The organism is Xanthomonas sp. LF02-5, assembly GCF_034105325.1.
GTDB classification, from domain to species: domain Bacteria; phylum Pseudomonadota; class Gammaproteobacteria; order Xanthomonadales; family Xanthomonadaceae; genus Xanthomonas_A; species Xanthomonas_A sontii.
The window spans coordinates 21,255-43,341 of record NZ_JAXGGF010000008.1; the positions used below are offsets into that span (position 1 = coordinate 21,255).

The 22,087-nt window shown below is 69.9% G+C and carries 22 protein-coding genes; 15 read left to right on the plus strand and 7 right to left on the minus strand.

What is annotated here, in order from left to right:
- Window positions 1–18 precede the first annotated feature (18 nt).
- The 5 genes from SLW52_RS18445 to SLW52_RS18465 all read right to left on the minus strand — a co-directional run bounded on the left by SLW52_RS18445 (window position 19) and on the right by SLW52_RS18465 (window position 5,987).
- Window positions 19–2,331, minus strand: a complete 2,313-nt coding sequence (locus SLW52_RS18445; protein WP_267117962.1) for a TonB-dependent receptor — start codon at window positions 2,329–2,331, stop codon at window positions 19–21.
- Window positions 2,332–2,504: 173 nt separating this feature from the next.
- On the minus strand, window positions 2,505–3,473 hold the full coding sequence (locus SLW52_RS18450; protein ID WP_320740946.1) for a FecR domain-containing protein: 969 nt from the start codon (window positions 3,471–3,473) through the stop codon (window positions 2,505–2,507).
- Complete coding sequence (locus tag SLW52_RS18455) at window positions 3,473–4,021, minus strand: RNA polymerase sigma factor (RefSeq protein ID WP_017917498.1); 549 nt, start codon at window positions 4,019–4,021, stop codon at window positions 3,473–3,475. Before SLW52_RS18455 ends, SLW52_RS18450 begins: the two co-directional genes overlap by 1 nt.
- 48 nt (window positions 4,022–4,069) lie before the next feature.
- Window positions 4,070–5,137, minus strand: coding sequence for a DUF535 family protein (locus SLW52_RS18460; RefSeq protein ID WP_320740945.1), 1,068 nt, complete (start codon window positions 5,135–5,137; stop codon window positions 4,070–4,072).
- 316 nt (window positions 5,138–5,453) lie between these two features.
- Window positions 5,454–5,987, minus strand: coding sequence for a Smr/MutS family protein (locus SLW52_RS18465; RefSeq protein ID WP_017911056.1), 534 nt, complete (start codon window positions 5,985–5,987; stop codon window positions 5,454–5,456).
- Window positions 5,988–6,191: 204 nt separating this feature from the next.
- Between SLW52_RS18465 and surE the strand changes: the two genes are divergently transcribed.
- The 4 genes from surE to SLW52_RS18485 are packed head-to-tail and all read left to right on the plus strand — an operon-like array spanning window position 6,192 to window position 9,073.
- The gene (gene surE / locus SLW52_RS18470) at window positions 6,192–6,971 is read left to right on the plus strand and encodes a 5'/3'-nucleotidase SurE (protein ID WP_320740944.1); all 780 of its coding nucleotides are present in this window, start codon (window positions 6,192–6,194) and stop codon (window positions 6,969–6,971) included.
- A complete protein-coding gene (locus SLW52_RS18475; RefSeq protein ID WP_017914224.1) occupies window positions 6,968–7,645 on the plus strand; it encodes a protein-L-isoaspartate(D-aspartate) O-methyltransferase in 678 nt (225 codons plus the stop codon). The genes surE and SLW52_RS18475 overlap by 4 nt, the downstream gene beginning before the upstream one ends.
- A 19-nt stretch (window positions 7,646–7,664) precedes the next feature.
- Entirely contained in the window at window positions 7,665–8,279 is a 615-nt protein-coding gene (locus tag SLW52_RS18480; RefSeq protein WP_017917495.1) for a YqaA family protein, read from the plus strand.
- Window positions 8,276–9,073: a peptidoglycan DD-metalloendopeptidase family protein gene (locus SLW52_RS18485; RefSeq protein ID WP_150409700.1), complete on the plus strand. Its 798-nt coding sequence runs from the start codon at window positions 8,276–8,278 to the stop codon at window positions 9,071–9,073. Before SLW52_RS18480 ends, SLW52_RS18485 begins: the two co-directional genes overlap by 4 nt.
- Before the next feature lie 476 nt (window positions 9,074–9,549).
- Here the strand turns inward: SLW52_RS18485 and SLW52_RS18490 are convergent, their stop codons facing one another.
- Both SLW52_RS18490 and yhbY read right to left on the minus strand, forming a co-directional pair.
- Window positions 9,550–9,924, minus strand: a complete 375-nt coding sequence (locus SLW52_RS18490; protein WP_017910617.1) for an Mth938-like domain-containing protein — start codon at window positions 9,922–9,924, stop codon at window positions 9,550–9,552.
- Between the two features lie 18 nt (window positions 9,925–9,942).
- Window positions 9,943–10,248 carry a ribosome assembly RNA-binding protein YhbY gene (gene yhbY, locus SLW52_RS18495; RefSeq protein WP_320740943.1) on the minus strand — a complete coding sequence of 102 codons (306 nt, stop codon included), beginning with the start codon at window positions 10,246–10,248 and terminating at the stop codon, window positions 9,943–9,945.
- Window positions 10,249–10,314: 66 nt separating this feature from the next.
- On the opposite strand from yhbY, the gene rlmE reads away from it, so the two are divergent.
- From rlmE to recX, 11 genes are all read left to right on the plus strand, one after another.
- Window positions 10,315–10,947, plus strand: a complete 633-nt coding sequence (rlmE, locus tag SLW52_RS18500) for a 23S rRNA (uridine(2552)-2'-O)-methyltransferase RlmE (protein ID WP_017910618.1) — start codon at window positions 10,315–10,317, stop codon at window positions 10,945–10,947.
- A 71-nt stretch (window positions 10,948–11,018) separates the two neighbouring features.
- Window positions 11,019–12,956: an ATP-dependent zinc metalloprotease FtsH gene (gene ftsH / locus SLW52_RS18505; RefSeq protein WP_017910619.1), complete on the plus strand. Its 1,938-nt coding sequence runs from the start codon at window positions 11,019–11,021 to the stop codon at window positions 12,954–12,956.
- 271 nt (window positions 12,957–13,227) lie between these two features.
- Window positions 13,228–14,133 (plus strand): dihydropteroate synthase, encoded by a 906-nt coding sequence (gene folP / locus SLW52_RS18510; RefSeq protein WP_295964713.1) that lies wholly within the window; start codon window positions 13,228–13,230, stop codon window positions 14,131–14,133.
- Window positions 14,133–15,083, plus strand: a complete 951-nt coding sequence (miaA, locus tag SLW52_RS18515; RefSeq protein WP_267093989.1) for a tRNA (adenosine(37)-N6)-dimethylallyltransferase MiaA — start codon at window positions 14,133–14,135, stop codon at window positions 15,081–15,083. The genes folP and miaA overlap by 1 nt, the downstream gene beginning before the upstream one ends.
- Window positions 15,084–15,200: 117 nt before the next feature.
- Entirely contained in the window at window positions 15,201–15,476 is a 276-nt protein-coding gene (hfq, locus tag SLW52_RS18520; RefSeq protein WP_010341316.1) for an RNA chaperone Hfq, read from the plus strand.
- A 26-nt stretch (window positions 15,477–15,502) separates the two neighbouring features.
- Window positions 15,503–16,828, plus strand: coding sequence for a ribosome rescue GTPase HflX (gene hflX / locus SLW52_RS18525; protein ID WP_267120978.1), 1,326 nt, complete (start codon window positions 15,503–15,505; stop codon window positions 16,826–16,828).
- A 166-nt stretch (window positions 16,829–16,994) separates the two neighbouring features.
- On the plus strand, window positions 16,995–17,489 hold the full coding sequence (locus SLW52_RS18530) for a CinA family protein (RefSeq protein WP_017914255.1): 495 nt from the start codon (window positions 16,995–16,997) through the stop codon (window positions 17,487–17,489).
- 34 nt (window positions 17,490–17,523) lie between these two features.
- Window positions 17,524–19,200, plus strand: a complete 1,677-nt coding sequence (ubiB, locus tag SLW52_RS18535) for a 2-polyprenylphenol 6-hydroxylase (RefSeq protein ID WP_152236382.1) — start codon at window positions 17,524–17,526, stop codon at window positions 19,198–19,200.
- 334 nt (window positions 19,201–19,534) lie between these two features.
- Window positions 19,535–20,170, plus strand: coding sequence for a transcriptional repressor LexA (gene lexA / locus SLW52_RS18540; RefSeq protein ID WP_017910626.1), 636 nt, complete (start codon window positions 19,535–19,537; stop codon window positions 20,168–20,170).
- A gap of 196 nt (window positions 20,171–20,366) precedes the next feature.
- Window positions 20,367–21,404 carry a recombinase RecA gene (recA, locus tag SLW52_RS18545; RefSeq protein ID WP_320740942.1) on the plus strand — a complete coding sequence of 346 codons (1,038 nt, stop codon included), beginning with the start codon at window positions 20,367–20,369 and terminating at the stop codon, window positions 21,402–21,404.
- Between the two features lie 116 nt (window positions 21,405–21,520).
- The gene (gene recX, locus SLW52_RS18550) at window positions 21,521–22,015 is read left to right on the plus strand and encodes a recombination regulator RecX (protein ID WP_017914259.1); all 495 of its coding nucleotides are present in this window, start codon (window positions 21,521–21,523) and stop codon (window positions 22,013–22,015) included.
- The last annotated feature ends 72 nt before the right edge of the window (window positions 22,016–22,087 follow it).

Here is a 22,087-nt window from a genome sequence, read left to right on the forward strand (position 1 = left end):
CGGTCGCGACAACGCGTGCTAGAACCGATAGCTGCCGGTCAGCAGCAGGCTGCGGCCGTCCGGCAGCGGCACGAAGGTCTCGTCGAACTCGTCGGCATACAGTCGCCGATCGAAGACGTTGCGCATGCCCACGGTCACGCCCCAGGTTTCGGTGCGATAGGACACGTTCGCGTCCACGCTGGCCTGCCCGGGAATCTTGAAATAGCCGCCGGCCAGGCGGCGGCCGAGGGTGTGATCGCGCGCCAGGATGCCGCCGGCCACGCCCCAGCCGCTCCAGCGGCTGTCCTGGAACTGGTAGCTGCTCCACAGGGTGAAACGGGTGCGCGGGACGCCGAGGGTCGGCGTACCGTCGCGCCGGCCGATGCGGGCCAGCGCCAGGCTGCTGCTCAGTTCCAGGCCGGGGGCGAGGGCGCCGACGAAGTCGAGATCCAGCCCGTGGTTGCTCTGGCTGTCGATCGGTCTGGCGAAGTACGACGGATGCGCCAGCACCAGGTCGAAGCTGCGGTCGACGGTGATCTGGTAGTAGGCGGCGCTGAGCCGCGCCCGGTGCTCGAACAGATCGATCTTCGCCCCCGCCTCCACTTGCCGCGACAACGCGGGCGGCAATGGCCGGCCGTTCTTGCCGAGCACGGCACTTGGCGCAAAGCCGTTCATGGTGCTGGCGTACAGCGACGCCTCCGGGGTCAGCTTGTAGACCACGCCGACGTTGGGCACCCAGCGGCGCCGGCGCAACTGGCGCAGTTTGCCCTTGGCATCGTAGCTGGAAATCTCGTACGCCGAGCGGCGCAGCGCCAGCAGTACGTCCCAGCGTTCGCCTATGCTGATCTGGTCCTGCAGCAGGATGCCGCTCCGACTCGACCACGGGCTGCCGGGGTAATGCAGAATCCCGCGCCGCGAATGCGGCCAGTGCACCGGACCCAGCCGCTCGTCGCCGAACACGTCGTAGCGGTTGCGGTGCATGCGGATGAAGTAATCGCTGCTGCCCAGCCGCGCGCGCGTGTAATCCAGGCCCAGGGTCACGGTCTGCCGCAGCGGCCCGTCGCCGAAGCTGCCGACCAGGTCGTTCTGGATGGTGTAGTACGCCGTCGTATTGCGGTACGCCTCGGCATAGGCGCGCACGGCGCCCTTCGGCGAAGGCGACAGCATGCCCCAGTTGCGCGCGTCGATCGCCTGGGTCACGTACTGGCCGCGGCTGCGCAGTTGCCAGCGGTCGCTGAGCCGCTGATCGAACAGGTAATAGGCGCGCTGGGTGCGGTAGGCGGTGTGGTCCTGTGCGTTGCCCAGCCGCAAGCTCCTGGGCGTCATCGCCGACACGCGGTTGCGCAGCAGCAGGGCATGGTCGGCGGCCGGCTGCCGATCGGTCACGCGCTGCACGCCGAGCACCAGGCGGTTGTCGTCTCCCTGCCAGGCGATGGCCGGCGCCAGGTAGGCGGCATTGCGCGGGCCGTAGCCTTGCGCCGTGGAATCGGCATGCTGGCCGGAGACGACGAGCCGATAGCTCAGCGGCGTGGCGCCGATCGGTCCGGTCGTATCGAGCCCGGCCTGCACGTCGCCGCGCTCGCCGAGGACGTAGCTCAGTTCGCGCTTCGGTGTGCGCAGCGGTTGCTTGGTGACGACGTTGATCAGTCCGCTCATGTCGCCGCCGTTGCTGTCGCCGAGGATCGATTCCGGGCCCTTGAGCACTTCGACCCGCTCCACGCCGATCATCGGCGGGTAGCCGCCGAGGCCGACGAAGCTGTTCGGCATCCCGTCGGTCATGCCGTTGCCGGTGTAGATGCCGCGGATCTTGAACAGCGGCGCGCGCAACGGATTTTCGATCTGCTGCACGCTGGCCACGTTGCGCAGGGCGTCGGCGACGGTGCGCACCTGTTGCGAGGCCAGCAGATGCGGAGCGACCACGTTCACCGACTGCGGTACGGCGATGGAATCGGCGGCGTAACGCAGCGCGTCGCTGGCATAGGCTGGCACGTCGCCCATGGCGTGCTCGGTCAGCGCCGCGGCGTCGACCTGTTCCAGCAGCTTGGCTGGCGCGCCGGCGCGGTGCGCATCGGCGGCATCAGCAGGATCGACCGGCGCCGTGGGGGCGGGGGTGACCGCCACCGTGTTCGCATCGAGCATGCGGTACGCGAGGCCACTCGATTGCAGCAGGCGCTGCAGCGCCGCGTCCGGGGTGAACATGCCTTGCAGCCCGTCGCTGCGCATCCCGGCCAGGGTCGGGCTGGCGGTCAGCACCTGCATGTTAGCCTGTTTGCCGTACGCGATCAGCGCCGTGGACAGCGCCTGCGGCGGGATCGAGAACCCGATCTGCCGTGCGTCGGGTGCGAGTGGCACGGCGAGGGCAGGGGGGCAGGGTGCGAGCTGCAATGCCAGGCTGCCGCAGATGATCAGTCGCCTCAGCCCACGCACTGCCCGTCGCCCCCCAGCGGAAGCGCGAATTATGCCACGCGCGGTGATGCCGACGCGGGCGCCCGCCGCCCCTAAGCCCGGGCGGCGCGCGGTATCGCCTAACGGCGGCTCAGCACGATCTCGTCCTTGCCCTGGCGCACCCGCAGCGGGAACACCTGCGGCAAGGCCTCGATCCACTGCGCGGTCGCCTGGGTGTCGACGGTGCCGGTGAAGCTCAGTCGTGCAAGCTCCGGGTCGTCCAGGCGCAGTGGCCGGTCGCTGTAGCGGTTGACCCGCGCGATCACCGTGTCCAGTGGCGTATCGACGAACTCCAGCCGGTGATCGCGCCAGGCGGTGGCCTGCGCCACGTCGATCTGGCTGACCTGCAGCGCGGGCTTGGCCGGATCGTAGGACACGCGCTGTCCGGCCACCGCTTCCAGCCCGCCGCTGCCGTCGGCCGGCACCTGGCCGGCGCCGTAGATGCGGACCCGGCCTTCGGTGACCGCGACTTCGACGCGTTCGCCGTCGCGGCTGACGTCGAAGGCGGTGCCCAAGTCCAGGATCGACACGCCGCCGGCGTCGACCACGAACGGGCGCCCGGCGTGATGCGCCACGTCGAAGAAGGCCTCGCCGGCGATCAGCTCCACGTGGCGCTGCGCGGCGCTGAAGCGGGTGCTCAACTTCGATGCACCGCCGAGCGCGATTTTCGAGCCGTCCGCCAGCACGATGTCCTGGTGGCGGCTGGTCGCGCTGCTGTAGACCTGGGTGAGCGGCGGCGGGTGCAGCTGCCGCCAGGCCAGGGCGCCGCCGAGCGCCAGCACGCCCACGCAGGCCGCTACCTGCAGCGGCCGCCAGCGCGAACGCGGCGGCGCGAACCTGCGCACCACCTCGTCCCGCGCTGCCGCATCGAGCGTCGCCAGGTCGCCGCCGAGCGCATTGATGCGTTCGAACGCCTGCAGATGCCGCGGGTCGGCCTCCGTCCAGTCCAGCCAGCGCGCCACGGTGTCCTCGTTGCTGTCGGGTTCGCGCAGCAGGGCCCACCAGCGCGCGGCGTCGTCGAGGATGTGTTGGTCGATGCCGCTGTCCATTACGGGATCTCCGCTTCGTCGAAGCGTTTGCGGCAATGCGCGAGCGCGTTGGCCACATGGTAGCGGACCATCCGTTCGCTCACGTTCATCGCCTTGGCGATCATGCCGAAGTCCTTGCCTTCGATCACGTGCAGCACGAAGGCGCGGCTGGTCTTGGCGGGAAGTTCTTGCAGCGCCCGGGTCAGCGCGCGCAGTTGCTCGCTGGCCGTGGCGTGCCGCTCGGGAACCGGCGGGAGCGGCAGATCGTGCTCCGGCAGCTCCACCGCGGCGTTTTCGCGGACCTTGCGCATGCGCAGCCGGTCCACCGCCAGGTTCGAGGCGACATGGAACAGGTAGGCGCGCGGCGATGCCAGCGCGTCGGGACGCTCAAGCGTCACGATGCGCATGTACGCCTCCTGCGCCACGTCCTGCGCGTCCGCCATCGAGCCGAGCTTGCAGTGCAGGAACGCGAGCAGGGCGCGGTGATGTTCCTTGAACAGCGCGTCGACCTGGTGCGCAGGCGCCTGCTCCGGCGACGGCGCGCCCTCGGTGTGCTCGGCCCGGCTCACGACTGCTGATGCTCCTGGAGGGAAGCGGCCGCGGCAGTATAGCCAGGCTCACTGGCCGCCACGCGACGCAGCACCGCAAGCGGCCGGCAGCGCCGCGGCCAGCAAGCCTTCCGCATGCGTCCGCAATGCCTCGCGGCGGCGAAACGCCGCGCGGTGCTGGCTGGGTACATCGGCCGCAGTCTTGCGTGCCGGGGTCAGCGGCAGCGCGAACCAGCCATCGACGATGGGCGTACCGCCCTGCTCGATCCAGAACGCGTCGTAGTCGGACAGGAACACGTCTCGCTTGCGCTGCAGCGGATGCGCGCCATTGCAGACGGCGCGGATCGCGTGCGCGCCGAGGCGCTCGGCGAAGGTGCAGGCGAGGGACAGCATCAGTTGCTTGGGCCGCAGCCCGTGCATCTGCTTGGTCAGCGCGCGCACCACGTCGCGGGCGTCGGCACCCTTTGGGCCCTGCAGGCAACCGATCAGTACTGTCGGATGGGCGTCGTCGCCGGTCACGGTCAGCACCAGGCGATACAGTTCGCGTCCCGCCGCGTCGCTGAGCTGCAACCAGAGCTCGCCTTCGCAGCTCATCGGCGCCGGCGGCAGCAGCGACAGCGTCAGCAGGCTGCCATCGTGCAGCGGCAGCGTCCCCAGGTCCGCCTGGCCTTGCCGGTAGATGGCGTCGAACAACGCGGCCGGCAGGCGCTCGAGCATCAGGCGATAGTGCTGCCGGAGGTGACGCAGCCGCGCCTTGCTGCTCCAGCGGGTGTTCACGAAACGATGCAGGTGGCGCTCGAGCAGGCGCGGATCGCGCTCGGCGTAGCCGCGCATGCGCGGGTCGCGGCACAGTTCGTCGAGGAAACGCAGATGCGCGGCAGGCATGCGCAGTGAACGCAGCAGGTACTTGGCCGCCTTGATCCCGCGCTGCAGGCGGTTGCCGTGCCAGTCCGTGCGCCCCTGGAACGAGCCCAGGAACAGCGGCCACCACCGTGACGGTGCGGCATCGGCGCTCGGCCGGGGCGGCAGCGTAGGCCGGGCCAGGCGGGTCGGCGCCGACTCGAACGCTGCGGCGCTCGCGGAAACGTCCACCAGATCAGTGGGTTGCAGGAAGAATTCGGTGGTCGCTTCGGTCACGTTCGGCTCGCAGAGGGACGGCGCTCTCTGACAAGACGTTTCAAGAAGCGAAAATTGAAATGGGTCCGCACGCGCGGTGCTCGGCCGCGTCCGCGGCGTCCCGGCCTGGCCGGATCTGCGTCGGGCAGGCGACGGGGGGCGTGCGACGGGCGTTCCCGTTCACGCCGGTCGCGGTGAAGCCGCTCTTGCACGCGAATGACAGATCAGTGGGCGATGCCGGATTCGGCGGCGCCACGATCCGGCGCCCTCCACCTCGGCCAGTGCAAAGGTTCCCGATCGGGCCAGCGAGCCGCGGTGCCCTCAGTTGCGGCGCCGCTCAGCGCCGCGCCAGCAGCACCAGCATCGCGCCGGTGCCGCCTTGCGCGGTCGGCGCCGAATGGAAGGCCAGCACGTCGTTGCGCTGGCGCAGCAGGCGGTCCACCAGGTTCTTCAGCAGCGGCACGCCGCCCGATTGCAGGCCCTTACCGTGCACGATCCGCACGCAGCCGAACTCATGCGCGTGCGCCTCGGCCAGGAACTGGCGCAGCAGCGTCTCGGCCTGCGCCGCAGTGGCACCGTGCAGGTCCAGTTCGTCCTGGGCCGAGAACTGGCCCTTGCGCAGGCGCTGGAACACCCGCGCCGGCAGATGCTCGCGGCGGTAGCTGGCCACGTCGCCGGCTTCCAGTGGTGTGCTCTGGCGCAGCAATTGCTGGAACTCGCCCTGCGCCTCGGCGTCGTCGCGTTCGGCCATGCGCGCGCGCGGCTTGGGGCGCGGCTTGGCATTGGCCGGCGGCGTCGCGTTGAGCGGGGCCACCTTGCCGATGGCCGCGCGGAACAGCGCGGCGGGATCTTCGTCGTCGGAATGCGCCATGCGCACAGCTTAGAGCGTGCGGCGCGGTTTGAGGTGAGCGCGGCGTTGCCGGCAGCGTCTGGCGTGCGGACCACTGCGCTGCGGTCGCACGGCGCGACGCCGCTCCAGTGCGCGGCGCGATGGCCGTCACCGCGGTCGTCGTCGCGCTGTCAGCGACCTGGCAGGGCGCATCCGGTATCATGCCCCCGGTTTTCGAGGAGCACCATGCGCGTATTAGTGAGCAACGACGACGGCGTCGACGCCGCCGGCATCCGCATGCTGGCCGAGCAGTTGCGCGGCGCCGGCCACGAGGTGACGGTGGTCGCACCCGACCGCGACCGGTCCGGCGCCAGCAATTCGCTGACCCTGGATCTGCCGATCCGGCTCAAGCGCATCGACCACTACACCTGCAGCGTCGCCGGCACGCCCACCGACTGCGTGCATCTGGCGCTCACCGGCATGCTGGAGTTCGACCCGGACATCGTGGTCTCCGGCATCAACAATTCCGCCAATCTCGGCGACGACGTGATCTATTCCGGTACCGTCTCGGCGGCGATGGAAGGCCGCTTCCTCGGCCTGCCCGCGGTGGCGGTGTCGCTGGTCAGCCACAACCACGACCCCAGGCATTTCCAGACCGCCGCACGCGCCGCGGTGGAGATCGTGGCCCAGCTCAAGGCCGATCCGCTGCCGGCCGACACCATCCTCAACGTCAACGTGCCCGACCTGCCGTGGCAGGAGATCAAGGGCTTCGAGGTCACCCGGCTCGGCAACCGCCACCGCTCCGAACCGTGCCTGCCGCAGACCGACCCGCGCGGCGGCACCGTGTACTGGATCGGCCCGGCCGGGCGCGAGCAGGACGCCGGTCCCGGTACCGACTTCCACGCGGTACGCACCGGCTTCATCTCGATCACCCCGATCCAGGTCGATCTGACCCGCTACCAGGCACTGGAAAAGGTCGCCAGCTGGGTCGGCGGCCTGACCGCCGCGCTGGGCCGCCCGGCATGACCCCGCGGTTGCGCCTGCAGCCGGAAGCGATCGGCATCGGCATGACCTCGCAGCGCGTGCGCGACCGCCTGGTCGAGCGCCTGCGCGAGGCCGGCATCCGCGACGAGAGCGTGCTCAACGCGGTGCGCACCGTGCCGCGGCATCTGTTCATCGACGAGGCGCTGGCCTCGCGCGCCTACGAGGACACCGCGCTGCCGATCGGCCACGGCCAGACCATCTCGCAACCGTGGGTGGTGGCGCGCATGACCGAGACGGTGCTGGAAGCGGCGCCGAAGAGGGTGCTGGAAGTCGGTACCGGCTCCGGCTACCAGGCGGCCATCCTGGCCGCGCTGGGTCTGGAAGTGCATACCGTCGAGCGCATCGGCGATCTGCTGCGGCAGGCGCGCAAGCGTTTCCGCCAGCTCGGCATGAACGTGCGCAGCAAGCACGACGACGGCCGCATCGGCTGGCCCGAGCATGGCCCGTTCGACGCGATCGTGGTCACGGCGGCGGCACCGGCGCTGGTCGACGCACTGATCGAACAGCTGGCCCCGGGCGGCTGCCTGGTGGCGCCGGTCGGTGGCCCGTCCGCGCAATCGCTGATCCGCCTGCGCCGCGCCGCCGACGGCCAGATCGAACAAGACGTCCTGGCGCCGGTGACCTTCGTCCCGTTGCTGTCGGGCATGCTGGATTGACCTCCCGGAGCCGCACTGGATGAAGATTTTCGGGCCGTTGTACGAACGCGCCATCGCCTGGTCGCGGCATCGCCGCGCGCCGGCCCTGCTGACCGGTCTCAGTTTCGCCGAGGCCATCGTGTTCCCGGTGCCGCCGGAAGTGATGCTGGCGCCGATGTCGCTGGCACAGCCGCGGCGCGCGCTGTGGTTCGCCACGTTGAGCCTGCTCGGCTCCCTGGCTGGCGCGGTGATCGGCTATCTGCTCGGGCATTTCGCCTTCGCCGCGGTGCAGCCGCTGATCGAATGGCTCGGTTGGACGCAGAAGATCGACGCGCAGGTGAACCACTTGCGCGAGGTCATCGCCGAGTCGCCGTGGCGTGCGTTCTGGCTGCTGGTGCTGGCCGGCTTCACCCCGATCCCGCTGAAGATATTCACCTGGGCCTCAGGCATCGTCGGGGTGCCGCTGCTACCGTTCCTGGCGAGCATGCTGGTGGGGCGCGGCAAGCGCGTGTACCTGGTGGCCGGGGCGATCCGTCTCGGCGGGCCGCGCGCGGAAGCCGCGTTGCGCCGCTGGATCGAGCCGCTCGGCTGGGTCGCCTCGGCGATCCTGGCGCTGCTGGTGGTGTGGGTCATATGGAGAGCGAAGGTCGGATGAGCGTGGATCGGGTGGTGCGGAACGGCCTGCGTTGCGGCCTGGGGGTGCTGGTGGCGGTGGCGCTCGGCGCCTGCAGCAGCGCCACGGTGGTGCGCACGCCGGGCGGCGCGCCGGTGCGCGGCACCGCTGCTGCCTCGGCGCCTCGCGTGTCCGTGCCCAAGCCCGGAGTCAGCGCCACCGTTCGGCGCGGCGACACGCTGTACGCGATCGCCCGCGCCAACAACATCACCCCGCAGGACCTGGCCGGCTGGAACGGTCTGCAGCCGCCGTACACCATCTATCCGGGGCAGTCGCTGAAGCTGTATCCGCCGGGTGGGGCAGTCGCCGTGCGGCCCGGTAGCGGCCCGGTGACGCCGCCGGCCTCCGGTGCCGGCGCCGCCGCTCGGCCGCCGTCCGTTCCGGTGCCGGCGCCGGTCAGCAGCGGTTTCCCCTGGCGCTGGCCGGCCGATGGCGTGGTGGTCAGCCGCTTCGTCGGCGGCGAGGCGACCAAGCAGGGCATCGACATCGGCGGCAGCAACGGCGAGGCCGTGCGCGCCGCGGCGGACGGCGTGGTGGTCTATTCCGGCGCCGGCCTGGTCGGCTACGGCGAACTGATCATCGTCAAGCACAACGAACAGTGGCTGTCGGCCTACGGCCACAACCGCAAGCGCCTGGTCAACGAAGGCCAGAACGTCAAGGCCGGCCAGCAGATCGCCGAAATGGGCCACAGCGGCGCGGCGCGCGACATGCTGCACTTCGAGATCCGCTACAACGGCAAGCCGGTCGACCCACTGCTGTATCTGCCGCCGAAGTAACCGGTTGCGTCGTTGCGCGGGCGGATCCCCGGCCCGGCGCAGCGCGCCGGGCGTTCGCCAACGGCGCGGCCCAGTGGGCCGCAAGCGCCGCCGGCTCACCCGCTACAACGGCAAGCCGGTCGACCCGCTGCTGTATCTGCCGCCGAAGTAACCGGTTGCGTCGTTACGCGGGCGGATCCCCGGCCCGGCGCAGCGCGCCGGGCGTTCGCCATCGGCGCGGCCCAGTGGGCCGCAAGCGCCGCCGGCTCACCCGGGGTGCCACCGTGCATGCATTCTTTTGTGGGAGGGGCTTCAGCCCCGACGCGCCGTGCTCGCATCGCGCGGCAGACGCCGCGCAGCGATCTGCAAGAGACGAAAGGAACGACAGGCGTCCTCTCTGCCTCGATCGCATGTTGTCCGCGGCGCGGCCAGGCCGTGGTTGAGGCCGCTGAGGTCAACGATGAGGAGGTCGCAGTGCCCGGCCCGCGACGCCTGGCTCAGCCTTCGAGCAGAAACCCCACCGCCACGCGCCGGCCTTCCGCGGCCAGCACGTTGTAGGTGCGCGCCGCAGCGGCATTGTTCATCACCTCGATGCCGATGCCGCGGGTCAGGAACAGCGCCATCACCGCCGCGGCGGGAAACACCTGGCGTTCGCCGGTGCCGAGGATCACCAGGGCCGGGTTGAGCTCCAGCAGTGGCTGCAGATGCTGCGGCTGCAGGTCGCCGGCCGGCGGGGCCTGCCAGTCCTCGACCAGGGTGTCCGGCGCGAGGACAAAGCTGCGGGTCAACAGCCGGTCGTTCACCTTGGCCTGGCGGCCGTCGGCCATGCGCAGGGCATAGGCGTAGTCGGGCAGGTCCTGGGTCAGTTGCATGGGGTCACCGGAGCGCGCTCAGGCGCGCGGCAGCACGATCTGCCGGTCTTCCTTGGCCGGGCGATACAGGATCGCGGTATGGCCGATGCGCTGCACCAGCACGCTGTGCGACTGCTCCACCATGCTGCCGATGGCGGCGTCGCGGGCCTCGCGGTCGTCGCCGCCGACCTTCACCTTGACCAGTTCGTGGCGCTCCAGCACCTCGTCCAGTTCGGCCAGGAAGGCCGGGGTGACGCCCTTGCTGCCGATCTGCAGCAGGGGTTTGAGGTCGTGGGCCAGGCCGCGCAGGAAGCGGTTCTGGGCCGAGGTCAGGCTGATCGACATGCAGGTGGGAGCAGGGTTGGCAAGGGCGATCAGGGTATCATGGCCGCCCCTCCCGACCGTGCGTCCATGGCCACCCGCAGCAAAAGCAGCCAACGCTGGCTCCGCGAACATTTCGCCGACCCCTTCGTGAAGAAGGCCCAGGCCGAAGGCATGCGCTCGCGCGCGGCCTATAAGCTGGAGGAACTGCTGCAGCGCGACAGGCTGCTCAAGCCGGACATGGTGGTGGTCGATCTCGGCGCCGCGCCGGGCGGCTGGTCGCAGCAGGTGCGCAAGTCGATGGGCGACCGCGGTCGCGTGCTGGCCCTGGACATTCTGGAGATGCCGCCGCTGGCCGGCGTGGAGTTCCTTCACGGTGACTTCAGGGAGGACGCGGTGCTATCGCAATTCGAGGCCATGCTGGGCGATACCCCGGTGGACCTTGTGCTGTCGGATATGGCCCCCAATAAGAGCGGAATGGATGCGGTCGACCAGCCGCGGATGATGCATCTGGCGGAATTGGCGATGGCGTTCGCCGACAGCCACCTGAAGCCGAACGGCGCGTTCCTGATCAAGCTGTTCCAGGGCGTGGGGTTCGACGACTACATCCGCGACATGCGCCGCCGCTATGAGAAGGTGACCATCCGCAAGCCGGCCGCGTCGCGCAAGCGCTCGCCGGAGGTCTACGCCCTCGGACAGGGCAAGCGCGCCCAGATCAAGTAAGCTGAACGCAAGGCTGAATCCGCAATGCCACGCATCGAGACAGAGTTGAAGGGACACCGGAGCCAATGAGGATGAACGACTTGACCAAGAATCTGCTGTTGTGGGTAGTCGTTGCCGTCGTGCTGATGGTGGTGTTCCAGAGCTTCTCGCCGCGGCTCGCCGGCGGCGCGGGCACCGACAACGTGACCTACTCCCAGTTCCTGAAGGACGTGGACGCCGGGCGGGTGAAGTCGGTCGATTTCACCGATGCCACCAACCTGTCGGTCAACGCGATCCGCTTCAAGCGCGCCGACGGCAGCGAAGGCTCGGTGTACGGCCCGAGCGACGGCAAGCTGATCGACGTGCTGTACAGCAAGAACGTGGACATCACCCGGCAGAAGCCCGACAACGGTCCGGGCTTCTGGTCGCTGGTGCTGAACTTCCTGCCGGTCATCCTGATCATCGGCTTCTGGCTGTTCATCATGCGCCAGATGCAGGGTGGCGGCGGCGGCGCCAAGGGCGCGATGTCCTTCGGCAAGTCGCGCGCCAAGCTGCAGGGCGAGGACCAGATCAAGATCACTTTCGCCGACGTCGCCGGCTGCGACGAGGCCAAGGAAGAGGTCGGCGAACTGGTCGACTTCCTGCGCGATCCGACCAAGTTCACCAAGCTCGGCGGCAAGATCCCGCGCGGCGTGCTGATGGTCGGCCCGCCGGGTACCGGCAAGACCCTGCTGGCCAAGGCCATCGCCGGCGAGGCCAAGGTGCCGTTCTTCAGCATCTCCGGTTCGGACTTCGTGGAAATGTTCGTCGGCGTCGGCGCCAGCCGCGTGCGCGACATGTTCGAGCAGGCCAAGAAGCATGCGCCGTGCATCATCTTCATCGACGAAATCGATGCGGTCGGCCGCCATCGCGGCGCCGGCCTGGGCGGCGGTCACGACGAGCGCGAGCAGACCCTCAACCAGTTGCTGGTGGAGATGGACGGCTTCGAGGGCGGCGAGGGCGTGATCGTGATCGCCGCGACCAACCGTCCGGACGTGCTGGATCCGGCGCTGCTGCGCCCGGGCCGCTTCGATCGCCAGGTGGTGGTGGGCCTGCCGGACGTGCGCGGCCGCGAGCAGATCCTCAAGGTGCACATGCGCAAGCTGCCGCTGGCCGACGACATCGAGCCGATGGTGATCGCGCGCGGCACGCCGGGCTTCTCCGGCGCCGACCTAGCCAATCTGTGCAACGAGGCGGCCCTGTTCGCCGCGCGCGAGTCGGTCAAGGAAGTGCGCATGGACCACTTCGACCGTGCCCGCGACAAGATCCTGATGGGTGCCGAGCGTCGTTCGATGGCCATGAGCGAGGACGAGAAGACGCTCACCGCCTACCACGAAGCCGGCCACGCCATCGTCGGCCGCCTGGTGCCCGAGCACGACCCGGTCTACAAGGTCACGATCATCCCGCGCGGCCGCGCGCTGGGCGTGACCATGTATCTGCCGGAAGGCGACAAGTACTCGATGAACCGTGTGGCGATCGAGTCGCAGTTGTGCTCGCTGTACGGCGGCCGCGTGGCGGAGGAACTGATCTTCGGTACCGACAAGGTCACCACCGGCGCGTCCAACGACATCGAGCGCGCGACCAAGATGGCGCGCAACATGGTCACCAAGTGGGGCCTGTCCGACGAGCTGGGGCCGATCGCCTACGGCGAGGAGGACGACGAAGTGTTCCTGGGCCGTTCGGTGACCCAGCACAAGAGCGTCTCCGACGACACCGCGCGGCGCATCGACGAAGTGGTGCGGTCGATCCTCGACAAGGCGTATGCGAAGACCACGCAGATCCTCACCGAGAATCTGGACAAGCTGCACACCATGTCGCAGCTGCTGCTGCAGTACGAGACCATCGACGCGCCGCAGATCGAGGCGATCATGGAAGGCCGCGATCCGCCGCCGCCGATGGGCTGGAACAAGTCCGGCAAGGACGGCGGCAACAACGACAAGGGCAATTCGCGTCCGCTGCCGCCGATCGCCGGGCCTGCCGAGCAGGTGTAAGCGCAGGAGCGCCCTTCAAGCGCTGAAAAGCCAGGGAGCGATCCCTGGCTTTTTTGTTGGCGGCGGTGCGGGGCCGGTCGCATCGTCCGATGTCGACTCGCCGCCTGCGTGCGCGTGGGCGACAATGGCACTGCGCTGGCCGCCGCGTCGATGCGGTGTGCGGCGGAAACGCCGCGCACGCCGCTGCCGCCATGCGTGTGTCGCCGATGCCGCATGGCGCTGCGCAGCGCCATTCCGCCGCCCGCCACGGCCACTACCAGGAGACTCACCGATGTTCGACACCTCGCCCAGCCTGCAGTGCGGCGCCCACCGGCTGCTGCTCGATCGCCCGCGGGTGATGGGCATCGTCAATGTCACCCCGGATTCGTTCTCCGACGGGGGCGCCCACGCCAGCGTGGACGCGGCGGTGGCGCACGGCCTGCGCCTGGCCGGGGAGGGCGCCGACGTGCTGGACATCGGCGGCGAGTCGACCCGTCCGGGCGCGACGCCGGTGCCGGTGGAAGAAGAACTGCGGCGGGTGATTCCGGTGATCGAGCGGCTGGCCGCGCAGACCGCGCTGCCGCTGAGCGTGGACACCTTCAAGCCGGAGGTGATGCGCGCCGCGGTCGCGGCGGGCGCCGGCATGATCAACGACGTGCAGGCCCTGCGCCAGCCCGGCGCGCTGGACGCTGCCGCGGAACTGGGGGTGCCGGTGGTGCTGATGCACATGCCCGCCGACGCCTATGCCGCCGGCAGCGCGCCCGGCTACGACGACGTGGTCGGCGAGGTGCACCGGTTCCTGGCCGAGCGCATCTTCGCCGCGGAGATGGCCGGCATCGACAAGCGACGCATCCTGGTCGACCCGGGCTTCGGCTTCGGCAAGAGCACCGCCGACAACCTGCAGTTGCTGGCCCAGTTGGCGCGGCTGGTCGAGTTGGGCGTGCCGGTGCTGGCCGGCTTGTCGCGCAAGCGCAGCATCGGCGAGCTGACCGGGCGCGAGGTGCCGGAGCAGCGGGTGGCCGGCTCGGTCGCCGCGCATCTGCTGGCTGCACAGCGCGGTGCCGCGCTGCTGCGTGTGCACGACGTCGCTGCCACCGTCGACGCGCTGAAGGTCTGGCAGGCGCTGCAGGCCGTGCCGTTGCCGCGCGCCGCCACAGCGTCGGCCGCGGCGACGATCCGCTGGCCGGACGAGGACTGATGGCGGCCGACCGGCGCCCGCGCGCGATCGCGCTGATGGGCCCGACCGCCTCGGGCAAGACCGCCGCGGCGATTGCCCTGGCCGAACGCTGCGGCGGCGAGATCGTCAGCGTCGATTCGGCGCTGGTCTACCGTGGCCTGGACATCGGCGCGGCCAAGCCCGATGCCGCCGAGCGCGCGCGGGTGCCGCACCACCTGCTGGACCTGCGCGATCCCTGGCAGACGTATTCGGCGGCCGAGTTCGCCGCCGACGCGCGCGCCGCGCTGGAGGCGATCGTGGCCCGCGGCCGCCTGCCGATCCTGGCCGGCGGCACCGGCCTGTACTTCCAGGCGCTGCTGGAAGGGTTGGCGCCGATGCCGGCGGCCGACCCGCAACTGCGCGCGGCGCTGACCGCGCAGGCGCATGCCGAGGGTTGGGCGGCATTGCACGCGGAACTGCAGCGGATCGATCCGTTGGCCGCGCAGCGCATCCGCCCCGGCGACGCGCAGCGCATCCAGCGTGCGCTGGAGGTGTACCGGCTCAGCGGCCGGCCGATCAGTGCCTGGCAGGCGGATCCGGGTCCGCCGCGGCTGCCGCTGCGGGTGCTGAAGCTGGTGCTGGCGCCGGCCGAGCGCAGTGTGCTGCACGGGCGCATCGAGGCTCGCTTCGACGCGATGCTGGGGCAGGGCTTCCTCGACGAAGTGCGCGCCTTGCGCGCGCTGCCCGGGATGCAGGCAGTGGCGCAGCCGCTGGCGCTGCCGGCGGTGCGTGCGGTCGGCTACCGCCAGGCCTGGGAGTACCTGGACGGCGTCGGCGATGCGGCGGACTTCCGTGTCCGCGCCATCGCCGCCACCCGGCAGCTGGCCAAGCGCCAGCTCACCTGGCTGCGCGGCGAGCAGGATGCGCGCTGGTTCGACCCGGCGCGCGACGCCGGGCGCCTGCAGGCGGCCCTGGACGCCTTCCTCGGCTGATCGGGCGCCGCCGCGCTGTGCTGGCGCCCGCGGTTGTGTAACATCGACGTTCCGGACCACGGCAGGGGAGCTGCAGTGCCGTCCCGGACAATAAAAACAATAATTTGGGAGTGAAGCATGTCCAAGGGGCAATCCTTGCAGGATCCTTTCCTCAACGCGTTGCGTCGCGAACGGGTCCCTGTCTCGGTGTATCTGGTCAACGGCATCAAGCTGCAGGGCACGATCGAGTCGTTCGATCAGTTCGTGGTCCTGCTGCGCAATACCGTCAGCCAGATGGTCTACAAACACGCCATTTCCACCGTGGTGCCGGCGCGCAACGTGCGCGTGGGACCGGGCGGCGGCTATGTGCAGCAGAACGAAGGTGGCAGTGCGGGTGATGATGAAGTCGAGTAGTACCGTAACGAAGTGCGGAGCCGCGGGTGTTTGATCGGTCCCGCCGCGGCGAACATGCACTGCTGATCCAGCCCTACGCGGGCGGTCCGTTGGAAGACGATGTGCTGGAGGAGTTCGCCGACCTGGCGCGCTCGGCCGGTGCCAGCATCGCCGCCACCGTGACTGCGCGCATCGACAAGCCGAGTCCGGCGACGCTGATCGGCAGCGGCAAGCTGGAAGAGGTCAAGGCCGCCGCCGACGCCAGCGGTGCCGACCTGGTTCTGGTCAACCATGCGCTCAGCCCCGGCCAGGAGCGCAACCTGGAGAAATACCTGGAGCGGCGCGTGATCGACCGCACCGGGCTGATCCTGGACATCTTCGCCCAGCGCGCGCGCAGCCACGAAGGCAAGCTGCAGGTCGAACTGGCCCAGTTGCGGCACATGGCCACCCGGCTGGTGCGCGGCTGGACCCACCTGGAGCGCCAGCGCGGCGGTTCGATCGGCCTGCGCGGCCCCGGCGAAACCCAGCTGGAAACCGATCGCCGCCTGCTGCAGAAGCGTGTGGAGCAGTTGCAGAAGCGGCTGGATAAGGTCGAGGTGCAGCACACCCAGATGCGCCGCGCGCGGGTGCGCAGCGAGCTGCCGCGGATCGCGGTGGTGGGCTACACCAACGCCGGCAAGTCGACCCTGTTCAACGCGCTGACCGGCGCCGAAGCCTACGCCGCCGACCAGTTGTTCGCGACCCTGGACCCGACCGTGCGGCGCATCGCGCTGCCCGGCGGCAACGCGATGCTGGCCGATACCGTCGGCTTCGTGCGCAACCTGCCGCATGAGCTGGTGGCGGCGTTCCGCTCGACCCTGTCCGAGGCGCGGGAGGCAGACCTGCTGCTGCACGTGGTCGACGCCGCCGATCCGCTGCGCGAGGAGCGCATCGCCCAGGTCGACGAGGTGCTGCACGCGGTCGGCGCCGGCGAACTGCCGCAGTTGCTGGTGTTCAACAAGATCGACCGCATCGAGGGCGCCGAGGTGCGTCACGATGCGCAGGACGGCGTGCCGGACACCGCGCGGCGCGAGCGGGTGTGGATCTCCGCGCGCGACGGGCGCGGCCTGGACCTGCTGCAGCACGTGCTCGGCCAGCGCCTGGGCCTGCGCCACGTGCAGGGCAGCCTGCGCCTGCCGCCGAGCGCCGGACGCCTGCGCTCGCAATTGCACCAGTTGCAGGTGATCCGCAGCGAGCAGGCCGACGAGGACGGCTGGCTGCTGCAGGTGGACATCCCGATCACCGAGGCCGAGCGCCTGGCCGCCGCGGCCGACGGCGCGCCGATCCGCGCGCTGCTGCCGCCGCGCGAGCAGGAGGAGTGGCAGCAGCGCTGAGTGCCGCGTCGACGCTGGCGTCGGCACGCTCGACGCCGATCGGCGGGCCGGCGTGGTCGCGGCCCATGCGCGGCGTTGGCTGACGGCCGGCCATCCGCCGGCACGCGCAGGCGCGACAGCCACGGCGAATTGGGCTACAAAGCGCACTGGTTTCCCGAGCTGTGCCATGACGCTTCCCACCGATTCGGATCTGCTGCAACAGGCCACCGCGCTCAGCGATCGCTTGCGCACCGCGCGCGAGCGCCTGGTCACCGCCGAAAGCTGCAGCGGCGGCTGGATCGCCAAGGTGATGACCGACGTCGCCGGGTCTTCGGCCTGGTTCGACTGCGGCATCGTCGCCTACAGCTACGAGGCCAAGCAGGCGCTGCTGGGCGTGCGCCCGCAGACGCTGGAGCACCACGGCGCGGTCAGTCGCGAGACGGTGATCGAAATGGTGTCCGGCGCGCTGGTCAATTCCGGCGCCAGCGTCGCGGTCGCGGTGACCGGCATCGCCGGGCCGGGCGGCGGCTCCGCGGACAAGCCGGTCGGCAGCGTCTGGCTGGGCTGGAAGCGCCGCGGCGGCTATGCCAGCGCGCAATTGTTCCAGTTCCCGGGCGACCGCGACGCGGTGCGCCGGCAGACCGTGGCGGCGGCCCTGCGCGGCCTGGACGCGTTGCTGTGATCGTGGCCGCGCGCCTTCCCCGAGGATGAGCGCGATGTGGGAGGCGTTGAGCACCGTCCGCGACCTGGGACGCCTGCAGGAAATCGCCTCGGTGCTGATCCGCTACGGGTTCGGCGACGTGGTCCGGCGCATCGGCATGGCCGACGTGCTGGAGCGCGCCGGGCGCCTGCTGCACTGGCACAACGCCGAGGAGATGCTGCGCATGTCGGCCCCGCAGCGGGTGCGGCGCGCCCTGCAGGATCTCGGCCCGACCTTCGTCAAGCTGGGCCAGGTGCTGGCCACGCGCGTGGACCTGCTGCCGCCTGAGTGGATCGACGAACTGGGCGAACTGCAGAACGCCGCGCCGGCGCTGGACTACCCGCAGATCCTGCCGCAGCTGATCGAGGCGCTCGGCGAGGCGCCGACGGCGATCTTCGCCGAGGTCGAGGAAACCCCGCTGGCCGCCGCCTCGCTGGCGCAGACCCATCGCGCCCGGCTGCACGACGGCACCGCCGTGGTGATCAAGGTGCGCCGCCCCGGCATCCGCGAGGTGATCGAGGCCGACCTGCGATTGCTGGCGCGGCTGGCGGAGATCGTCGAAGCGCGCGCGCCGGACCTCAAGCGCTATCACCCGGCCGCGGTGGTGCACCAGTTCACCCTGTCGCTGCGCCGCGAGCTGGATTTTGCCGGCGAATGCCGCAATGCCGAGCGCATCGCCGCCAACTTCCAGGGACACGACGAGATCGTGATCCCGCGGGTGCACTGGCAGTGGACCTGCGAAACGCTCAATGTGCAGGACTTCGTCGACGGCATCGGCGGCCGCGACCTGGCCGCGGTCGACGCCGCCGGCCTGGACCGTCGCCAATTGGCGCGCACCGGCGCCGACATCGTGCTGAAGATGGTGCTGGAGGACGGCTGTTTCCACGCCGATCCGCATCCGGGCAACATCTTCTACCTGCCCGGCGAGCGCATCGCGGTGATCGACTTCGGTATGGTCGGGCGCATTTCCGAGCAGCGCCGTTACCAGGTGGTGCAATTGCTGCACGGGTTGGTCACTCAGGACGCCGAGGCGGTGGCCGACATCCTGCTGGAGTGGACCGACGGCGACGTCGAGGTCGACGAGGCGCGCCTGCACCTGGAAATCGCCGCCTTCGTCGACCAGTACCGCGGCGTGCCACTGAAGGACCTGCGGGTCGGCGCGATGCTCGGCGACGTCACCGCGCTGCTGCGCCAGCACGCGCTGGCGCTGCCGGCCGACCTGGCGCTGATGATCAAGACCTTCCTGACCCTGGAAGGGGTCGGGCGCCAGCTCGATCCGGACTTCGACATGGCCGGCGCCGCCGCCCCGTACCTGGAGCGGGTGATGCTGCAGCGGTTCGCGCCGCGGGCGATGGCCAGGCGCGGCCGCCGCACCGTGCTGGGCGCGCTGGAACTGCTCGGCGACCTGCCGCGCGACACGCGCCGGCTGCTGCAGGCGGCGCGGCGCGGGCGCCTGCAGTTGAACGTGGAGACCGGCTCGCTGAAGGGCTTCGGCGACCAAGTCAACCGCGCCGCCAACCGCCTGACCATGGGCATCGTCACCGCCGCGCTGATAATCGGCTCGTCGATCGTGATGAACAGCGTCGGCGGCATCTCTAGCCGCTGGCTGCTGGCGATCGGCGTCTGCGGCTTCGTCGGCGCGGCACTGTCGGGGGTGTGGATCCTGTTCTCGATCTGGCGCAGCGGGCGCTGAGCGCGGCGCATGCTCTCGAGCACGATCCGCCGGAAGCTGTGAGGCGGCTGGTCCGCAGGCAGCGCCCCGCTTCACAGGCGTGTCGGCGCGCAAGCGATCACTTGTGGGAGGGGCTTCAGCCCCGACGCGATGCACTCGAATCCCCCGGTACGCATCGCACTGACGCTATGCGGGATCCCAAAAGACCTCCAGGATCAGAAGCCTCGCGCCTGCCGACGACGGCATTGCGGGCGGTCGCGCGGAGCATCCATCACTGGCGGCAGCGAAGCGCGCCGGCACTCCAGACCCACGCGCCAGTTGCTCGCCAGCTAATTTAGTAGTATTACTACTAACCATGGACCTGACCGAAACCCAGCAGGCGATCCTCGACCTGATCGCCGAGCGCATCGAACACGACGGCGTGCCGCCGTCGCAGACCGAGATTGCCCGTGCCTTCGGCTTCAAAGGCGTGCGCGCGGCCCAGTACCACCTGGAAGCGCTCGAACAGGCCGGCGCGATCCGCCGGGTGCCCGGGCAGGCGCGCGGCATCCGCCTGCTGGGTGGGGCAGCCGCCCCGGCCCCCGCGCCGCAGGTGGACAGCGCCGACGTGCTGCGCCTGCCAGTGCTTGGACGCGTCGCCGCCGGCCTGCCGATCGGCGCGGACATCGGCTCCGACGACTTCGTGGTGCTGGACCGGGTGTTCTTTTCGCCGGCACCCGATTACCTGCTGAAGGTGCAGGGCGACTCCATGCGCGACGAAGGCATCTTCGACGGCGACCTGATCGGCGTGCACCGCACCCGCGATGCCCGCTCCGGGCAGATCGTGGTGGCGCGCATCGACGAGGAGATCACGGTCAAGCTGCTGAAGATCGGCAAGGACCGCATCCGCCTGCTCCCGCGCAACCCGGACTACGCACCGATCGAGGTGCTGCCGGACCAGGAGTTCGCCATCGAAGGCCTGTACTGCGGCCTGCTGCGCCCCAACCGCTGATGCCGCGCGTGGAGCAGGGCATCCACTACAGCGCCGGCCGGACTTTTCCGACCCCGGATATCGCCATTCGCCGCTGCCGTCGCCCGGTCCGGACGAATTATTTTCATCTCGCCACGCACTGTCTCAGTCCGTGCGATACCAGGCCCTTACATTGACCTCACTCCGCAAATCCTCATCACCTTCCAAGGACACCACAATGGACGAGAACAAGAAGCGCGCGCTCGCCGCCGCCCTGAGCCAGATCGAGAAGCAGTTCGGCAAGGGCTCGGTGATGCGGATGGGCGATCGCGTCATCGAAGCGGTGGAAGTGATTCCGACCGGCTCGCTGATGCTGGACATCGCGCTGGGCATCGGCGGCCTGCCCAAGGGCCGCGTGGTCGAGATCTACGGTCCGGAATCCTCGGGCAAGACCACTCTGACCCTGCAGGCCATCGCGCAGTGCCAGAAGAACGGCGGCACCGCCGCGTTCATCGACGCCGAGCACGCGCTGGACCCGATCTACGCCGCCAAGCTGGGCGTCAACGTCGACGAGCTGCTGCTGTCGCAGCCGGACACCGGCGAGCAGGCGCTGGAAATCGCCGACATGCTGGTGCGCTCGGGCTCGGTGGACATCGTGGTGGTCGACTCGGTCGCCGCGCTGACCCCCAAGGCCGAAATCGAAGGCGAGATGGGCGACCAGTTGCCGGGCCTGCAGGCCCGGCTGATGAGCCAGGCGCTGCGCAAGCTCACCGGCAACATCAAGCGCTCCAACACCCTGGTGGTGTTCATCAACCAGTTGCGCATGAAGATCGGCGTGATGATGCCGGGCCAGAGCCCGGAAACCACCACCGGCGGCAACGCGCTGAAGTTCTATGCCTCGGTGCGCCTGGACATCCGCCGCATTGGCGCGATCAAGAAGGGCGACGAGATCATCGGCAACCAGACCAAGATCAAGGTCGTCAAGAACAAGTTGGCGCCGCCGTTCAAGCAGGTCGTCACCGAAATCCTCTACGGCGAGGGCATCAGCCGCGAGGGCGAACTGATCGACATGGGCGTGGAAGCCAAGCTGGTCGAGAAGGCCGGCGCCTGGTACAGCTACGGCAGCGAGCGCATCGGCCAGGGCAAGGACAACGCCCGCGGTTACCTGCGCGACAACCCGCAGGTCGCGGCCAAGCTGGAAAGCGAGCTGCGCGAGAAGTTCCAGCCCACGGAAATCGCCCCGAGCGAGGCCGAGGCGGAAGACGAGGACGCGTAATGGTTTTCTGCCGGGGGAGCGGTGGAGTCAGTGCCGCTCGTCTCCCTCGGCAGTCTTGAGCAAGCCAGGAGGGCGCGCGCCAGGGACGGCGCATTTTGAATGGGGTGGCATCGCCCATGAGCGACGAACAGGCACAAGAAGCACCACGTCGGCGTCGCCGGCAACCGGAACAGACGCCGCTGCAGAAGGCGCTGGGTCTGCTGGTGCGGCGCGAGCATTCGCGCAAGGAGCTGACCCGCAAGCTGCGTGCGCGTGGCGTGGAAGCCGACGCCGCCGCGGAGGCAGTGGAACGCCTGAGCGGCGAGGGCTGGCAGGACGACGGGCGCTTTGCCGAACTGCTGGTGCGCAGCCGCGCCGGGGCAGGGTATGGCCCGCTGCATATCCGTGCCGAGCTTGGGACCCACGGCCTGGACAGTGAGGCCATCGCCACCGCGATGGGGGCCTTCGAGGGCGACTGGACCGAAAACGCCCGCGATCTGGTCCGGCGCCGCTTCGGTACTGCCGGGGCGATGGACCTGCCGCAGCAGCGCAAGGCCGCCGATCTGCTGGCGCGGCGCGGTTTCGATGGGGACAGCATCCGCGCCGCGGTGCGCGACGCTGCGGAGGACTGAGCGGGCCGGGCCTGCTACCCTTGGCGAGTTGTCTTGTCCGGTTTCCGTGGCGCCCTCATCTACGAGGGAGCG

Excerpts from the sequence above, each read along its gene's own strand:
- SLW52_RS18485 (WP_150409700.1), top strand. The coding sequence starts at position 8,276 with ATGAGCGTGGATCGGGTGGTGCGGAACGGCCTGCGTTGCGGCCTGGGG.
- SLW52_RS18490 (WP_017910617.1), bottom strand. The coding sequence starts at position 9,924 with ATGCAACTGACCCAGGACCTGCCCGACTACGCCTATGCCCTGCGCATG.
- hfq (WP_010341316.1), top strand. The coding sequence starts at position 15,201 with ATGTCCAAGGGGCAATCCTTGCAGGATCCTTTCCTCAACGCGTTGCGT.
- rlmE (WP_017910618.1), top strand. The coding sequence starts at position 10,315 with ATGGCCACCCGCAGCAAAAGCAGCCAACGCTGGCTCCGCGAACATTTC.
- SLW52_RS18480 (WP_017917495.1), top strand. The coding sequence starts at position 7,665 with ATGAAGATTTTCGGGCCGTTGTACGAACGCGCCATCGCCTGGTCGCGG.
- ftsH (WP_017910619.1), top strand. The coding sequence starts at position 11,019 with ATGAACGACTTGACCAAGAATCTGCTGTTGTGGGTAGTCGTTGCCGTC.
- surE (WP_320740944.1), top strand. The coding sequence starts at position 6,192 with ATGCGCGTATTAGTGAGCAACGACGACGGCGTCGACGCCGCCGGCATC.
- recX (WP_017914259.1), top strand. The coding sequence starts at position 21,521 with ATGAGCGACGAACAGGCACAAGAAGCACCACGTCGGCGTCGCCGGCAA.
- lexA (WP_017910626.1), top strand. The coding sequence starts at position 19,535 with ATGGACCTGACCGAAACCCAGCAGGCGATCCTCGACCTGATCGCCGAG.
- SLW52_RS18450 (WP_320740946.1), bottom strand. The coding sequence starts at position 3,473 with ATGGACAGCGGCATCGACCAACACATCCTCGACGACGCCGCGCGCTGG.
- recA (WP_320740942.1), top strand. The coding sequence starts at position 20,367 with ATGGACGAGAACAAGAAGCGCGCGCTCGCCGCCGCCCTGAGCCAGATC.
- miaA (WP_267093989.1), top strand. The coding sequence starts at position 14,133 with ATGGCGGCCGACCGGCGCCCGCGCGCGATCGCGCTGATGGGCCCGACC.
- ubiB (WP_152236382.1), top strand. The coding sequence starts at position 17,524 with ATGTGGGAGGCGTTGAGCACCGTCCGCGACCTGGGACGCCTGCAGGAA.
- SLW52_RS18475 (WP_017914224.1), top strand. The coding sequence starts at position 6,968 with ATGACCCCGCGGTTGCGCCTGCAGCCGGAAGCGATCGGCATCGGCATG.
- SLW52_RS18530 (WP_017914255.1), top strand. The coding sequence starts at position 16,995 with ATGACGCTTCCCACCGATTCGGATCTGCTGCAACAGGCCACCGCGCTC.
- SLW52_RS18465 (WP_017911056.1), bottom strand. The coding sequence starts at position 5,987 with ATGGCGCATTCCGACGACGAAGATCCCGCCGCGCTGTTCCGCGCGGCC.
- folP (WP_295964713.1), top strand. The coding sequence starts at position 13,228 with ATGTTCGACACCTCGCCCAGCCTGCAGTGCGGCGCCCACCGGCTGCTG.
- yhbY (WP_320740943.1), bottom strand. The coding sequence starts at position 10,248 with ATGTCGATCAGCCTGACCTCGGCCCAGAACCGCTTCCTGCGCGGCCTG.